9 protein-coding genes, 1 pseudogene and 1 other annotated feature are annotated in these 16019 nt (G+C 65.7%); of the genes and pseudogenes, 5 read left to right on the plus strand and 5 right to left on the minus strand.

Annotation, left to right across the window (positions count from 1 at the left end; translation table 11 throughout):
- Positions 1-33 precede the first annotated feature (33 nt).
- Together BXY45_RS21880 and BXY45_RS21885 are read right to left on the minus strand one after the other, a co-directional pair.
- Positions 34-504, minus strand: coding sequence for a hypothetical protein (locus BXY45_RS21880; RefSeq protein ID WP_109776657.1), 471 nt, complete (start codon positions 502-504; stop codon positions 34-36).
- A 472-nt stretch (positions 505-976) separates the two neighbouring features.
- Positions 977-2719: a fibronectin type III domain-containing protein gene (locus tag BXY45_RS21885; protein WP_109776658.1), complete on the minus strand. Its 1743-nt coding sequence runs from the start codon at positions 2717-2719 to the stop codon at positions 977-979.
- 541 nt (positions 2720-3260) lie between these two features.
- Here BXY45_RS21885 and BXY45_RS21890 point away from each other — a divergent pair.
- On the plus strand, positions 3261-6044 hold the full coding sequence (locus BXY45_RS21890; protein WP_109776659.1) for a DUF2135 domain-containing protein: 2784 nt from the start codon (positions 3261-3263) through the stop codon (positions 6042-6044).
- 189 nt (positions 6045-6233) lie between these two features.
- A complete protein-coding gene (locus BXY45_RS21895; RefSeq protein ID WP_170131678.1) occupies positions 6234-7559 on the plus strand; it encodes an amidohydrolase family protein in 1326 nt (441 codons plus the stop codon).
- Here BXY45_RS21895 and BXY45_RS24895 read toward each other — a convergent pair.
- Positions 7474-8013: a transposase family protein gene (locus tag BXY45_RS24895; protein ID WP_170131679.1), complete on the minus strand. Its 540-nt coding sequence runs from the start codon at positions 8011-8013 to the stop codon at positions 7474-7476. The two genes, BXY45_RS21895 and BXY45_RS24895, sit on opposite strands and share 86 nt — an antisense overlap.
- A 581-nt stretch (positions 8014-8594) precedes the next feature.
- Between BXY45_RS24895 and BXY45_RS21905 the strand changes: the two genes are divergently transcribed.
- The 3 genes from BXY45_RS21905 to BXY45_RS21915 all read left to right on the plus strand — a co-directional run bounded on the left by BXY45_RS21905 (position 8595) and on the right by BXY45_RS21915 (position 13785).
- Positions 8595-10754, plus strand: a complete 2160-nt coding sequence (locus tag BXY45_RS21905; RefSeq protein ID WP_170131680.1) for an acyltransferase family protein — start codon at positions 8595-8597, stop codon at positions 10752-10754.
- 212 nt (positions 10755-10966) lie between these two features.
- Positions 10967-11989, plus strand: coding sequence for an acyltransferase family protein (locus BXY45_RS21910; protein ID WP_170131681.1), 1023 nt, complete (start codon positions 10967-10969; stop codon positions 11987-11989).
- A 509-nt stretch (positions 11990-12498) separates the two neighbouring features.
- Entirely contained in the window at positions 12499-13785 is a 1287-nt protein-coding gene (locus BXY45_RS21915) for an ISAs1 family transposase (RefSeq protein ID WP_170131682.1), read from the plus strand.
- A 368-nt stretch (positions 13786-14153) separates the two neighbouring features.
- Here BXY45_RS21915 and BXY45_RS21920 read toward each other — a convergent pair.
- Positions 14154-14564: pseudogene (locus tag BXY45_RS21920) on the minus strand (transposase); the annotation flags it as partial.
- A gap of 54 nt (positions 14565-14618) precedes the next feature.
- A protein-coding gene (locus tag BXY45_RS21925; RefSeq protein ID WP_245961971.1) for an IS3 family transposase occupies positions 14619-15874 on the minus strand; the annotation gives its coding sequence in 2 pieces (ribosomal slippage) (positions 14619-15589 and positions 15589-15874; 1257 coding nt in all).
- Positions 15462-15590 (minus strand) — a sequence feature (AL1L pseudoknot). Its footprint overlaps the gene before it by 129 nt.
- Positions 15875-16019 lie beyond the last annotated feature (145 nt).

The raw sequence follows: 16019 nt of genomic DNA on the forward strand, positions 1-16019 counted from the left end.
AACACCCCCCAGATCATCGGTGCACAGGGGGACTCAGTCATACCGGCGGCGGTGGCCTGCCACCCCATCGCTGGGGTGATCAAGAAGGTAACGGGAGGTCCAGCGCAGGAGCGACACCAGGTGCTGCGTCAGCGGCAGCGCGGCGATCGCGGCCGCTTCGGCTTCGGGGTCCTCGGGGCGGTCGAGCACCTCGACGAGGGCCCGGGCCTGCACCGCAGAGGGGGAGACCTCGTCGAGAACGGCGCGCACGTCGGCGAGGTCGTCCATGGTTCCGGTCCACCGGCCGGTGCTGACCAGGAACGCCGTGAGCGGCGGTAGCGCCCCGGCGACTCGCTGGAGGAAGCCGACGGCCCGGTCACCGAGCACGGTGGTCGCGGTGATGTCTGCCAGTCCCACTTCCGCGGCTGCCGCTGCGACGAAGACACGTGCGATGTGGTCGCCCGTCCAGGCGCCGAGGTGGGTCAGGCCCGCCACGCCCTGTGCCAGGCGCACGGTGAGTGCCATGTCGGAGACGGCGTCACGGGCTGGCTGGGGGGATGCCGGGCACGGTGGCGATGAGCCAGGCCTCGGCTTTGGGGCGCAGGGACTCGAACTTCTCTATTGGCGTCGTGCGTGAGGAGGGCCGCACGGGGGCGACCCGCCGCGGTTCGGGGGCTTGGGGTGGCGTCGCTGTCCGGGCACGGTGCCAGCCTGCCGCACAGGGGTCAGCGGCGGGTGTGGGGATCCTCGCGGCCCCGGTCGGCCGGTGCGAGGCCGTCCCGTCGGGCATGCAGAACTCGGCCAAGCGCGACCCGGAACGGCGAAGCGACCACTTCTGCATGCGGGAGCGGACGCCTGCGAGGCGCTCCGCTTGCGGAGAGAGACGTTCGTGAAGTTCCTGATCACGTAGGGAGTCACCCGTAACGCGTCCTCAGGCATCGGCCTGCGAAGCATGGCGTGAGGTGACCCGCTCCGCCACGAGCGGGTCACCTCCGCGTCATGACGGGATGGTGACCGTCACGGTGGCGACGTTCCCCTTGCCCTGGCCGGTGACGGCGGCCACCGAGAGCACGTACGTGCCGCCGGGCCTGAGGTTGGTGAACGTCTGCGACCTCGACGTCGACGACTTCGTGGTGGACCAGGGGCCGTTGCCCTTGCTGTCGAATCCGTTCCGTCCGACCGAGTAGCCGGTCACCGTCGAACCGGTGATCGCCGGGGGAGTCCAGGTCAGCGTCGCCGTGGTGCCGGAGACAGTCGCCTTCACCGACTGCGGGACGCTCGTGCCCCCGGTGGTGACGGTGACAGTGGTGGTCGGTCCCGCGCCGTTGGCGTTCACCGCGGCGACGGACAGGTTGTACGTGGTCGCCTGCAGCAGGCTCGTGAAGGTCTGGCTGGTGCTGGTCGCGCTCTTCGTCGTTGACCATGCGCCGGCGCCGGTGGAGCTGGTGCCGTCGCGGGCCACCCGGTAGCCCGTGATGGCTGATCCGCCGTTGCTGGCGGGCGCGGCCCAGGTGAGCGTTGCCGCGGTGGTCGTGGCGGAGCCGGTCACCGACGTCGCGGCAGACGGGGTGCTGGGCGCCGCCGCCACCGTTGCGGACGCGGCCGCCCCCGTGCCGATCGCGTTGATGGCGCGCACGGAGAGGGTGTAGCCGGAGGTGGCGACGAGGTTGGAGAAGGTGAACGACGTCGTCGTCGCCGAGACGGTGGTCGACCACGCGCCGCGGCCGGAGGCGTCCTTGCCGTCTCGGCTCACCGTGTAGCCGGTGATGGTGGATCCGCCGTTGCTTGGGGGTGCCTTCCAGGTGAGGGTGGCGGTGCTCGCACTCGGGCGGGTGGCTGTCACGGACTGGGGGGCGCTGGGCGCCGTCTGCGTCACTGGCGGCTCGATGCTGCCGAGCGTCACCGCGCCGAGGCTGTACTGGGTGACGAAGTCCCAGTCGAGCCACGCCCGGCCCTGGTTGCCCCAGTTCGTGCCCCAGCTGTTCTGGATGAGCACGCCGGTGGAGTCGTACCCGAGCACCTGCACGTCGTGGTTGCCGCGGCTGCGTGTGCCCGGGATCTCCGACGCCGACAGGTGGTTGTCGCTGACCGACAGGGCGTCGAACGCGGGGTAGATGGGGAAGAGCAGCGCGACGGGGTGCTGTGAGGCCAGCACCGACTTGATGCTGGTGATGGCGCCGTCGCCGGGAACGCCGTCGTAGAGGTTGGTCCAGCTGGTCGCCTGGAAGAGCTCGGCGTTGGTCCGCTCCGCGGTGGTGGGCGTCGTCTGCCAGTCGTAGTTGCCGTGCGTGTAGTGGGCCTGGGTGTCGATGCCCTGGGCCACCAGAAGCTGCGCTCCGTCGCGGGGGTACGCGCCGTTGTCGCCGTTGCCGACGTGGATCTGCGAGTACATGTACATCGGGGCGAAGATGCTGGCCTCGCGGCCGGCGCGGTTGGCCTCCCACCCCTGCAGGCCGTAGCCGATGGCCCACGCGACACATGAGCCGACCGAGCCCTGGTCTCCGACGGGCACGGCCCACGGCGTCAGGTCCACGCTCTCGGGCAGGGCCATGCGGGAGTTGGTCGGAAGGATCGGGGCCTGCGTTGTGCCCGATACCAGCGCACCCAAGGGATGCAGGGTGCCGGACGACGACGGCGTGGGGGCGCTCGTGGCAGCGGACGCGGGCACCACCGCGATCCCGACGACGGCAGTGGCGGTGGCCAGCGAGGTGGCCAGGGCAGCGCGGAACCAGTGGCGCATGGGTGTCCTCGGAGAAAGTGCCCGCGGCGAGCAGGCGAGGAGAAAGACGCGGCGGGCGTGCGACGGTTCAGCGTGGAGTGGCTCACCGCGAGCGTCTGACCGCACCGGCTGGTGCCGGGGTCTCGCGGTGAGACTGGCGGAGCACGGTGACGATCGTCAATCACCCTCTGCGGGGGACGGCTCCAAGGGGGCGTGACCATCGGATTCCGGCCCGGGCGGCCCACTCGTCGCTGTCGCCGGGGAGTTTGGCCAAGCTGCGGTGGGCTTCCTGCGGTACCCCCTACTGGGGCGCTAGCTGATCGCACGCTCCAAGAACGCTCCAAATCCCCTAGAACTCCGCTGGGTCGTCCGCGTGAGAAGGAACTGCGCGTGACCTGAATCAGTCCGGCGGCGTCTGGCCGCGGCGAGGGTGCCGGTTTGCCTCATGGCGGCCGAGGGTCCTTCGGCGCGGTCCAAGAGCGATCACGGACTCAATGATCATCCGCTGGTCGGATGCCGACGAAGCGGTTCGTGGTACTGACCCGAGGAAGGGTGCGGAAACATGGCGAGATCGCTCGCGAAGTTCATGACGGTGGTGGTCACAGCCGTCTTGTTGGTGCCGGGGGCGCCAGCGACAGCCGCGACGGCTGGATCTGGGACCGCGAGCGCGTCTCCAGACGCCACGGCTCAAGGTCTCGACGCGAACGGAGTTCCGACCGACGCTGCGCCTCCGTCACTTGGCCAGGTGTCAGTCCAACCCACCATCGTGGGCGGGGCCGGCAACGACCGACTCGTCGGGACTCCAGGGCGCGACGTCATCGATGGTCGCGGCGGTGACGATGTCATCGACGGCCAGGGCGGCGACGACATCATCCTGGGCGGCGACGGCAACGACACGCTGCTTGGTGGCGCCGGCAGGGACCTCCTGCTCGGGGGCAACGGTGACGACACCCTCCTCGGAGGCAAGGACGTCGACGTCGTCCTGGGAGGCGCTGGTGCTGACCTCATCTCCGGCAGCTTTGGCTCGGACTTGCTCACCGGGGGTCTCGGCAACGACACCGTCGCTGGAGGTCCTGACAGGGATGTTCTCTGGGGTGAAGCCGGTGACGACGGAATCAGTGGGGGCTACGGAGACGACGTGGTCTCCGGAGGATTGGGCGCAGACCGTGTTGATGGGGCTTCCGGAAACGACATTGGCGCAGGAGGTGAGGGGCGGGACGCCTGCCTCGCCGAGAAGCAGTTCACCTGTGAGGGTGTGTTCCAGCCGGGAACGTTGACCGCCACGATCTCCACGCCGAATCCCCGGACCGACGGAACCGGCTACGACGTCACCTGGTCTGCTAAGTCCACCCGCGGCTTGAAGCTCATCGAGATCTACGTCGACGACGCCTTGGTCGGCTACGCCTCAGCGTCGGGCGCAGCCGCAACGGCGCGAGTGGTCGTTCCCGTTTCGGCTGTCTCGCCAGGCGCTGATCGCTACGTCTACGCCGTCGCGACGGACATCGACGGGACTCAGACGGCCTCCGATTCGAAAGCGGTTCAGCTACCCGAACCCAGCCGCGGACGCCCCGCCGCGACCGCTGTGACTCTCACGAAGCCGACGCCCGTGCAGTCCGTAGTGGACGCTCTGAAGCAAGCGGGGCTGACTCCTCTCGAGTACCGGGCCGACAAGCTGCCCACGCCGGCTCCGCAGCTCGACCCCCAGGTGGCGCGTCAGCTGGCAGCTGACGGCATCACGCCGTACGTCTTCCCCGACCAGAGCCTGCTCTACGAGCCCGGCAGCACACCGATCGACGACCAGGTCGCCGACGTCACCAGCTACTACGCAGGGCATGCGATCACCGGAACGCCCCTGATCTCCCAGGTGGTGGTGCAGTCGGTGCTGACCCAGCCGGGACTGGGAGCGCTCGGACAGCTCGGCCGGATCGACGGCACTCGCGCCGAGGGACTGCCCAGCGGCGCCACAGCGTCAGCACAGACCTCGTCCCGCAGCAGCGCTGCGACCAGCGCATCCTCTGCAGCACCGTCACCCGCACCGACGAAGACCGGCCGCACGGCCCCACCCTCTGCCGCTCGGGCGTCCCAGGCGAGCGCCGCAACGGTGGGCTACTGGCCCAAGTACGGGCGCTTTAACGTCGACACCTACTCCCGCTCCCGCCTCTCGGTCGGCGTCGATTGCCAGCGTGTCTTTAACCGTTCCCTCTGCGCGCCCGTGCCGCAGCGGATCCTCGAGCCCAAGGCGGAAGTCCAGCACACCCTCGTGTGGACGCGGGAGTCGTTGCAGCTCTTCGCCTCCAACTCCGACGCCTACGAGCAGAACCTCACGGTCAAGTCGCCCGGTCGTGTCGGCACACGGCCGTACTGCAACCCGTTCAGCGAGGGCAACTTCTATGTCCGCGCTGAGACGGCCAAGTTCACCCAGTCCAACGCTCCGGGGGAAGCGGGCCTCTACAACGACGACGTCACCCTGACGGACGCGTGTTCCGTGAACGAGGTGACCTTCGGCATGGCCTATCCCGAGAAGCTGCTTGACAGCCTGCCTGCCGGGCAGCTTCCCGTCCTCGTAGTCCGCCAGGAGTCGGATCGCAATGACAGCGCTGACCGCGAATTTAACTTGGCTTCGCAGTCGCTCGACCGGGACTTCGGCAACTGCCGGTCCACGGTTACTTTCCTGAAGAAGTACTGCATCGGGGTCCTCACGAGCGCGACAAAATCTGCTACTCACGCGAGGACGGGTACCCCTGGTGCTGAGAGTCAGATTGGCGATGTGGGGCTACCGGCCTGCGTGGTCTACTCCGGCTGGAGCGTCGCGTCCGGAGGCACGGAGACTTCGACGACCTCAAGGTTGTGCGGAGGAGATCGGGACGGGGACAGCTACGACGATCAGATCGATTGCCGGCCCGATGACCCAGCGATCAACCCTGGTGCCGTCGACATCCCGAACGACGGCATCGACCAGAACTGCGACGGCAAAGACCTCACCGTCGGAAGTGGGGAGATCCAGGTCACCCTTCTCTGGAACAACGACGACGACCTAGACCTCCATGTGACCGAACCAAATAGCACGGAGATCTGGTACCGGGCGCCCGGGCCTACGTCGACCGGTGGGCGTCTCGACCGCGACGACAACGTCAACGTCTGTGGTCGCGACGCGGAGCCGGGCGGTGTGGAGAACGTCTACTGGCCGACCCAAAGCTCTCCGACCAGGGGGAGCTACAAGGTCGACGTGGTTCAGTACGCAGCCTGCGGATCACCGCTCGCATGGACAGCAGAGGTCCGTGTGGACGGCGAGCTGAAGAAGCGCGAGACCGGTACCGGCCCGGGCTCCTTCAGCTTCAGGTACTGAGGCGTCCAGCACTCCAGCCCCCAGCAGTGGTGAGCCCCCCAAGGGCCGCTGCTGGGGGCTGGGATGTGGCGGGAGGGGCTTGCTTCACTCTCGTATCGAGGCCCTCTTCGGCGGTCGTCTCGGCGTGATCGATCCGTGGACTTCGATCAACGAGGTGGTGGCGGCGGGGGGCTTTGCCCAGGGACGTGCGTGCAGGTCATCCGCAACGCCACGCTGCTCACCGGAGCCGGTGAGGGGGCCGGTGAGCAGGTGGGCGACGTGCTGGTCGAGGCCGGCACGATCGTCTCGGTGGGGCCTCGTGTCACCCGGCCCGTCGCGCGTGAGATCGACGGCACGGGCGCGATCGTCAGCCCCGGCTTCGTGCAGAGCCATGTGCACCTGTGCCAGACGGCGTTCAGCGGTCTGGCCGAAGACCTCGACGTCATGCGGTGGCTGGACCGCTGGGTCTGGCCGTTGGAGCAGGCGCTGGACGCCGAGAGCATGTCGGCCTCGGCGCGCTGGGGCGTGGCCGAGATGCTGCTGTCGGGCATCACGACGTTCCTCAGCATGGAGAGCGCCTACCACACCGACGCGGTCTTCTACGCTGCCGCCGACCTGGGGGCTCGTGCCACCATCAGCAAAGCGATCATGGATCGGTGTGAGCCGGGAACCAGCCTGCTCGCGGAGTCCACCGCGCAGGCGTGGGCTGACCCGCTGCGGCTCATGCGGGTCTGGCACGGCGCGGCGGACGGTCGGATCCGGGTGGCGGTCTCCCCGCGCTCACCGAGTGCGGCGACGATGCCGATGTGGGCCGACGCGCTGGAGCTGGCGATCCGTGCGGACACCGTGGTGCACACGCACATCAACGAGAACCGCGCCCAGTCCGAGGGCGTCGCCGTGAGCAACGGCGCCCGCGATGTGGCCTTCTTGGAGCAACTCGGCGCGCGGACGCGGCGCACGGTGCTGGCTCACGGGGTCTGGTTGGACGACGACGAGGTGGACCTCCTCGCCAGTTCGGGCGCGAGCATCGCCCACTGCCCGAGCGCGAACCTCAAGTTGGGATCAGGGATCGCCGACGTGCCGCGTCTGCGCACCCGAGGGGTCAACATCGGCCTCGGTGCGGACGGGGCGGCGTGCAACAACACCCTCGATCTACGGGCGGAGCTGCGGTTGGCGGCGCTGCTGCATCGCCGCAACGGTGATGCAGCAGCTGTCAGCGCGGCCGAGGCGCTGCGGATGGCGACTCGCCACGGCGCGCGGGCCCTCGGGCTGGGGCCGCGGTTCGGGGTGCTGCGCCCCGGCGCAGTGGCGGACCTGGCGGTCTTTGACGCGCCGCAGTTCGTGCCGGGCACGGGGGAGTCGGCGGTGGAGCACCTGGTGTTCTCCGGCTCGGCGATGCGTGCCCGGACGGTGCTGGTGGGTGAGGCGGTCGTAGTCGATGACTTCGCGCTCACGCGCGGCGACGCCGGGCAGATCCGCCGCGCCGGCGCCGCTGTGCGTGACGACCTACGACGACGCCTGGCGGCAGGCGCGTGACCTCACCCGACGGCGCATGGCCGGAGGCTGTCATGGAAGTCTCCATCGAACCCGGGGTCTGACAGTTCAGGAGCCTGCGGATCGTGGACTCGCACGGCAGACGACGTCTCGTGCTGACGTCGTTCCAGCCGAGGGCGTCCAGGACCGCGGGGCCGCTGTGGCTGACCCATTCTGCGATGGCGACGTAGGAGGAGTGCTGAGCGAGCACCGCGCAGCACTCCAGCAGCAGCACCACCAGCAGCTGGTGACGGACCCCTCGGGCGCGGCGTGGGTCGGGCCGCGCGGCGAGGGCTTCCAGCAGCAAGGGCAGCTCGGCGCCTATGGCTGGTGGTGCTGCGGCACGGTTGCCGGAAGTGGTCGCGGTGGTGACGGCGTCGGCAAGGCGAGCTGGCAACGAGGACGTTGCTGGCTGGTCGGTCGGCGCCGTGGCAGCCGAAGATGCCGAGGCGGGCACGAGCTTTCGGTGGGCGGTACGGATTCGACACCCACATCATCTGCCGGGGTTCGTGCCCGCCCACATCGACATCACCGCAGGTCAGAACCGCAAGTCACGCCACGCACTCGCGACTTTGCCGGGGCCCTGCCCTTGAGGACGGGTGCGGTCTGCGCGACGCCCAGCTGCGAGACGTCCGTGTCGGCGCCAACCCGCGTCCCGCATCACCGCAGGTCAGGCTGCTGAGAGATCGGCCTTGCACTCGCCCTGGCTGGTCAGGCGGACAGGCGATCGACCTTGCACTCGCCCGAACGCTGTAGCCAGCAATCCGGCTATGCCGACGCCCGTTGACATGACGCGGCAGCCGCGTCAAGATCACAGCTTGAAAGCTTGTAGGGAGCTTCCCATAAGATGGCGAAACTCCAACAGTCAGGGCCGAGCCAGCGTCGCTCTCATATCAAATTGGCGGGTTTATGATGGATTTGCGAATCCTGGCTACGATCTTCGCGTTTTGTGCAGCGGGCTGTGCGGCCATACTTTTTCTTGAGAAGCCTCTTGTCAGGGCAATGACCGAAAAACCTCTTAGGTCGCAATCACTGTCGATGAAGTCACCGCTACCCACCCACTGGCGTGGCGATATTCAAGGTTTGCGCGCCGTCGCCGTGGGTCTAGTGATTGCAGATCACGTGTTTCACTGGCCTTTCGGGGGCTTCATTGGCGTGGATGTCTTTTTTGTGATATCCGGATTTCTTATTGGCGGTCTGCTCCTACGAGAGGTGACGTCGACGGGATCTATTTCATTCAAGAATTTCTACGTACGTCGGGCTCGCAGAATTCTACCCGCCTCGCTGGCGACCCTGTTTGTGACGGCCTTCGCCTTCGCGTTGGTGATTGGCGGTCAACGCGGTCAGGCAGTTCTGATTGATTCAGCCTATGCCCTTGCCTTTGCTGCAAACATACATTTTGCCGCCTCAGGCACCGACTACTTTGCTGCTGGGCAGCCCCCATCTCCATTGCAGCACTTCTGGTCACTCGCCGTAGAGGAACAGTTCTATTTGGCTTGGCCAGCACTTCTGCTAATTACCTTCTTGCTTTGTCGGAGATGGAAAAGGTCATTCCCGGCCGCGATGCTTATGTTGTCCACATTCCTTGTGGCCACCTCCCTGGCTTGGTCTATTTGGTCTTCGGGAAACAGTCCCACGACAGCCTACTTTTCCACCTTCACTCGAGCGTGGGAATTGGGTCTTGGTGCCGCACTAGCCGGAATCATGGGTTGGCTCCAGCGTCTCCCCAAGGCGGTCTTGGTGGCATCCTCATGGGCGGGACTTGCGGGAATATTACTGTCTTCTCTCGTATTCTCTGCGGCCACCGTCTTCCCCGGAGCGGCTGCCGCCCTTCCTGTGGTTTCGGCCTCTTTGGTTATCGCCGGTGGAAGTCGTGCCTCACGCTGGAGCCCCAACACCCTTATTCTTGCGAATCCAGTATTTCGATACTTCGGGAACGCGTCCTACTCACTCTATCTTTGGCACTGGCCTATCTACGTGTTTGCTGGCGCCCTTTACCCGCTCGCCAACTTTTCGGATCGAATCATAGTTCTTATCCTTGGTGTGGCAATATCGCTACTGTCCTTTCACTTCATTGAAAGGCCGGTCCTTAAGTCCTCCTGGCTTCTGGGTGCTCAGAGTCGAGCGACGGCTGCGCGGGGCAGAGTGAATTCGCGAGGGAAGGTCAAGGCCGGAATCCGTCGCAATCAGTGGGTGGCTACTTCGTGTGCGCTTCTTGCCGCTACTGCAGTAAGTGCTTCGCTCGTTCACTCGCACAATCTTCGATCTGCCGAAGCTGCGTCCGTCTCGGCCACGGCAGTTCAGGAAATTACGCCAGTCAGTCCCGCGAGCCCCAATGGGTCATCTTCGCATGTACCGTCCAGCCCGCTGGAAGCGGCCATTGCGGCTGCCGTTTCTGCGAATCGCTGGCCCGACGCTAATCCTCCTCTTTCGGATGCAGTGGGCAAGAATGATATATCCAAGGATATCGCTTCATGTGCGAGTCCGGCTATTCCGGTGACCACCCGCTGCACCTGGGGTGACGCCGGAGCAGCCAAGACTGCCGTCATAATTGGAGATTCCACGGCCGTGGCATACACAACAGCCTTGCGTTCGGTGGCAGAGGGTTCTGCCGGCCAGTGGAAGTTCATCAGTGAGGCGATGTTCGGCTGCACTTTCGTCGATGCCGACATTCCGAACGTCCGAAATGCGGAAGCGTCACAAGCATGCCCCGGCCGCCGAGAACATGCAGCTGCGTTAATCAATGAAATCAAGCCTCAGGCCGTAATTATCACTAACACTTACGAGCCTCGCATGGATGCGAACGGCAAAATTTTGTCAGACGCCGAGTGGACAAGAGCCTTGGCTAGCTACGTCGATTCATTCCGACAGAGCGTGGGAAAGATTATCTATCTGGCCACTCCTCCTTCGGGGAAGGATGTTCAGAAGTGTTATACGCTTTTGAGTCGACCGGCCGACTGCTTGACGCACGTCTCCAGCTCCTGGGCCTCGAGAGCCGAAGCTGAAAAGAAGCTCGCCAGCGAGGAGGGCGGGGCGTACGTTGACTCGCGACCGTGGTTCTGTGATGCACTCGGGAGGTGCCCTGCCTTTGTGGGATCCAGCCTGGTGAAGTTTGATCTTGTGCACATCACTGCGACTTACGCAACCGAAATCACTCCGGAAGTACGAGCATCGCTTGCTGATGCTGGAATTCAATAGTGCAGTGCGAGAGAATTTCCTACACTAGCTTCGATCTAACCATCGCCGGGAACAAGATCACGAAATTCCGAGACTCGACTTCACTTCGTGGGTAGTCTGCGCATGGCTGCTTGCCGCCTAATCCGATGGAACTGGGTGAGATCTTGACTAGAAATCCAGCTGCGCGACCAGGCTTGACATCGCCGCTTCCTGGGGCACCTAGCGCCTTCTTGGTGTCCTCGCGGCGTATCGACTCACTGGACGGGCTTCGCGCCCTAGCTGTAACACTTGTAGTGATCCATCATGCTTTACATCCGCACATATTCGGTGGATTTATTGGCGTTGATATCTTTTTTGTCCTGAGTGGCTATCTAATCACGAGCATCATTAGACGGCAAATTCTGACTGGCAACTTCAAATTGTTAACATTTTACTGGAACCGTAGCCTGCGTTTATATCCTGCCCTCATTCTGGTTGTTATGATCTGCCTTCCTGTGGGACTTTTTTTTGAGCGCGATAGGGCCGCATCCAGCCAGCTTTGGGATGCGGCCATTGCTTTGGCCTATGTGACAAACATTGTGCAGTACCTGACCGGTGTTTATCGCGGGCTCTGGAGTCACGCTTGGTCTTTGTCTATGGAAGAGCAGTTCTATTTGCTTTGGCCAGCTCTTTTAATTCTGCTCGTGCGGCTTCGCGCGAGTCGATGCCTCTCACTTTGGCTTTTGGCGGCTCTATTTGGGATCAGCATCGGATTTTACTCTCTTGATTTCAGTGCGGGACTGCTCGCGTTCTCGCCCCTTTCGAGAATGCAGGGACTAGTTGCAGGCTCCCTCCTGGCGATTGCACTCGAATCCAAGCCAGTTCAAGGTTTTGCATTGGATCGCCGCAAATTTTTATTGGGCGCAGGATTCGTACTTCTCTTAATAGCTCTAGTTATTGGATCGTTCCGCCATGCATGGTGGCCCGTACCCGTAGCGACCTTAGGCGCGTTCGTCTTGCTAATGGGTCTTCTGGCTGACACATACGAGTTCGGGTTCGTATCGCGAATCTTCACCTGGCGCCCCGCTATGTACATCGGATCTATATCTTATGGGATTTATTTGTGGCACTTTCCCCTGCAGCATTTTGCCTACCTATTGCCGGGGCGCTCCCTGGTGTGGCTTCCAATAATGACGATCCTGTCAATTGGCCTAGCTGCAGCCAGTCATCGCTGGATTGAAATTCCTATGTTGCGCTTGCGGATTAAGAGATCCTAATACTGCCGCCGTAGATCGTACCTGAGAGTGTTAGCCGGTGACCATCAGGAGCGGCCGCCGCGTCAGCATGGGTTGGTGTGTGGACAGGGCGAATGCAAGGTCGGTAGCTCAGCAGCCCTGACCTGCGATGATGCGGGGAGCCCCGGTTGGCGCGGACACGGGACCCCGTGGTGATCTACGGGCCTCTCAGGGTTCTCGACTTTTCCCGTCCTGCCCGCGCTGAGCGTTCTACCCGCGCCGGACTCCCTGCCCACTTTGGAGCAGGTCGCCGACGTCGACGTGCACCTGCTGGTGGCCGACCTCACCGCTGTCGACAGCGCGTAACAACAAATCCCCGTCCGCAGCTGACACCCAGGGTCTTTGCGAGGTCGGGTCGGTGAGGCTGTGACCTGCGGGAACGTCTGGGGCGTGCGGGGCGGGCACGAACCCACCTGATGGGATCGGGGGTATCTGACGTCCTCGACTTCCCCACGAGGTAGCCCGTGCCCGCATCTGCATCCTGCCCTGCTTTGGACCTACTCACCGACCTGCCCGACACAGCCCGCGACGCCGTCCTGGCCGCGGTGCGCGACCAGCCCGGCCAGCTCGCCGTCGAGCTCGCAGGTGTCGGCGACGGCCGCAAACCCCGAGGTCGCCGTCACCCGCTGTTACCGATCCTGATGGTGGCGATCTGGGCTGTCCTGGGCGGAGCCCGCTCCTACGTCGCGATCGCCGAGCAGTGGCGCCACTGCGCCGACCACCTCCACATCGGTGCCGCCGGCACCTGGTGGGCGCCGCTGCTGAAATCGGGAGCACCCTCGATGTGGACGATCCGCCTGGCCCTGTGCAAGCTCGACGTGGCCGCGCTGGAAGCAGCCGTGTGCCGCTGGGCCACCGGCCAAGCCCTGGCCGCCGTGGACGCTGCCCGCGCTGCCACCGGCACCGCTCGTCGGCGTGCCGCCGAACTCCGCCTGGTGATCTCCATCGACGGCAAGACGCTGCGCGGCACGATCAACGCTGCGGGGGAACAGGTCGCCCTGGTCGCGATCATGGAGCACGCCACCCGCACCATCCTCACCCAAGCGGCGATCGTCGCTGGGGATGAGATTGCCGCCGCCCGTACCGCGTTGTCCCAGCTGGCAGAGGTCCTGGACTTCTCCGGCGGTGAGGGGGGCGCCGGGGTGTTGGTCACCGGGGATGCGCTGCACACCCAGCGTCCGCTGGCGACGTGGCTGGCCGAACAGGGTGGGCACTACCTGTTCCGGGTGCGCGGGAATCACCCCACGTTGGAGCACTACGCCCGCTCCCGGGCCTGGAAGCAGGTGCCCTCCACCCGGGTGTACACCCGCGCTCACGGACGTCGGGAGTCCCGCACGATCCGCGTGCTGAGCCTGACCCAGGCCCAGTCCGCCGGGATCGCGCACCTGATGGGAGGCGTCGCGCAGGTGATCGCGATCACCCGCACGCGGGCACCGCTGGATGGGGAGGCCACCGCGGCCCGTAAGCCGATCAAGACCAGCCGGGAGACCGTCTACTACGTGACGTCCCTGAGCGCCCATGAGGCCGACCCGGCGCTGTTGGCGACCTGGATTCGTGATCATTGGGCGCTGGAGAACGGTGTCCACTACGTCCGGGATGTCACTTTCTGTGAGGACGCTAGTCGTGTTCGCACCGGTGTGGGGCCGCAGGTGATGGCCGCGTTGCGCAACCTGGCGATCACCCTGCACCGCCTGGCCGGGCAGACGAACATCGCTGCCGCCTGCCGTGAGCACGCCCACCAACCAGCGGCTTCCTTGGAGGTCGTGCTGGCAGCGTGAGACCGCGAGTGTGCCGCCGTTCCTGGCTGCATCACCGCAGGTCACGCAGCGTTATAGGCGACCTTGCAAACGCCCTGAGCTGACACCTCGCTGGCGCTCTCGTCGAATGTCACGTCGCGGACCCCTGCGCCGTGGGGCGCTGTTGATTTCGTGGAGGTGAAAGACCTGCACCGCTGACCCTGTCGCAGCAGGGCGGTGAAGCTGAGCCTCAATCCACCGCGTCGTAGCCTTCCGCATTCGTGATCTTGGTTTCGGAGGTTTGATCGCGCCCGTCGTCGCGGCGGGCAGGAGGTAGTCGCCGGTCTGCCCGGCCCTTCCACTCATCTCCTGCTTGTCGGTGCCCCACCACGGCCGTAGCGGGGCGCGGGTCAGGCTGCGGCGGACAACCCCGCCCCGGCCGCGAAGCGGCTCAACGGATCTGCCCAGCGCCACCGCGCCGGCAGCCGTAGCCGCAGCCGCCGCCCCGAACGCACGATCCGGGCGGGCACGTTGACCAACCGCGCCCGCAGCGTGCTGGCCCTGGCCCGCGCCAGCGCTGCGCCGGCCAGGTGAGCGGCGGCGCGCAGCAGGTTGTGCGTCATCACCGCGCACACCACCCACGCGCCGTTGGCGTGGAAGTCCCCCGAGGGAAGGTGCGCCAGCGGACCGCCCTTGAGGTCGGCGATGACCTGCTCCACGATCGCGTGGTCACGGTGAGCGGCTTCCACATCCAGCATCGCTGCTTGGTCGTTGGTGAAGACGACGTGGTGACGCCACAGGGAGAACAGCTCACCCTGACCCGCGGGAACACTCTTGGGGTTGAGGCGCTTGACGCGGCGTGAACCGCCCCGCCTTCAGTAGAGGCTTGGTTCTGCCGGGATGTCCTCGGTGAGGCCGGCGATGTGACGGTAGTGCTCTTCCTCGAACTCAGCCGGCGGGAGGTACCCGCAGGCGCTGTGAAGGCGGCGGTGGTTGTACCAGTCCACCCACTCCAACGTCGCCATCTCCACGTCGTCCAGGCCGCGCCAGGGACCGCGGTGGCGGATCAGCTCAGACTTGAACAGCCCGTTCAGGGACTCCGCGGCGGCGTTGTCGTAGCTGTCGCCCTTGCTGCCCACTGAGCCGACTGCGCCGGCCTCGGCCAAGCGCTCGGTGTAGCGGATGGCCACGTACTGGACGCCTCGGTCGGAGTGGTGCACCAGACCGGTGACGTCACGGGCGTCGCGGGCGCGCTGCCACAGACCCTGCTCCAGGGCGTCCAAGGCCAGGTCGGTGCGCAGGGACGTCGAGCAGCGCCACCCCACCACCCGCCGGGAGAAGACGTCCATGACGAAGGCGACGTAGACGAAGCCCGACCAGGTCGGCACGTAGGTCAGGTCCGCCACCCACAGCCGGTCTGGTGCGTCACTGGTGAAGCAGCGCTCGACCAGGTCACCAGGACGGTTGGCGTGCTCAGCCGGCACCGTGGTGCGCGTGCGCCGCCCGCGCACCACCCCGACCAGGCCGAGGTCGCCCATCAAGCGTTCGACCGTGCAGCGGGCCACCTCGACCCCCTCACGGTGCAGCGCCCGCCAGATCTTGCGGGCCCCGTAGACCCCGAGGTTGGCCTCGTACAGACGCACGATGTCGACCTTGAGGGCTTCATCGCGCACCGCCCGCGCCGAAGGCGCCCTGGTCTTGGCGGCGTAGTAGGTGCTCGGGGCGATCTGGGCGCCGGCCTTGGTCAGCACGGTGCAGATCGGCTCGACTCCGAACTCCTGGCGGTGGTCGTCGATGAAGGCGACCATCACCGCTGTGGGCGGTCGAGCTCCGCCGCGAAGAAAGCCGACGCGCTCTTCAAGATCGCGTTGGCTCGGCGCAGCTCACGGTTCTCCCGCTCAAGCTCGATGATGCGGGCCTTGTCATCGCTGCTCAGGCCTGGTTGCTCACCGTCGTCGATGCGCCGCTGCTTGATCCAGTTTCGCAGGGAGTCGGCGTTGATGCCGAGCTGGTCGCCGACGCGGCGGGCGGCGGCGTTGGCGGAGAGCTGGTCAGGGCCGTTCATGAGGTCGCGGGCGAAGCGGATGGCTCGCTCACGCAGCTCGTCGGGGTACTTCTTCGGTGCTGGCACTGCTCCACCCTTCCGGGGCTTCAGTGCCTCCACCAGAGGCGGGGCGGTTCACACCGACCTGCCGCTGGACGCGCTGGAGATGGCGCTGTGGGTACGCGCCAACCCCACCAGCGCCCTACCCGAGGGCAGCAGCAAGCAGGAGGAG

It is taken from the genome of Quadrisphaera granulorum (assembly GCF_003149145.1).
In the GTDB taxonomy this organism is placed as follows: Bacteria; Actinomycetota; Actinomycetes; order Actinomycetales; family Quadrisphaeraceae; genus Quadrisphaera; species Quadrisphaera granulorum.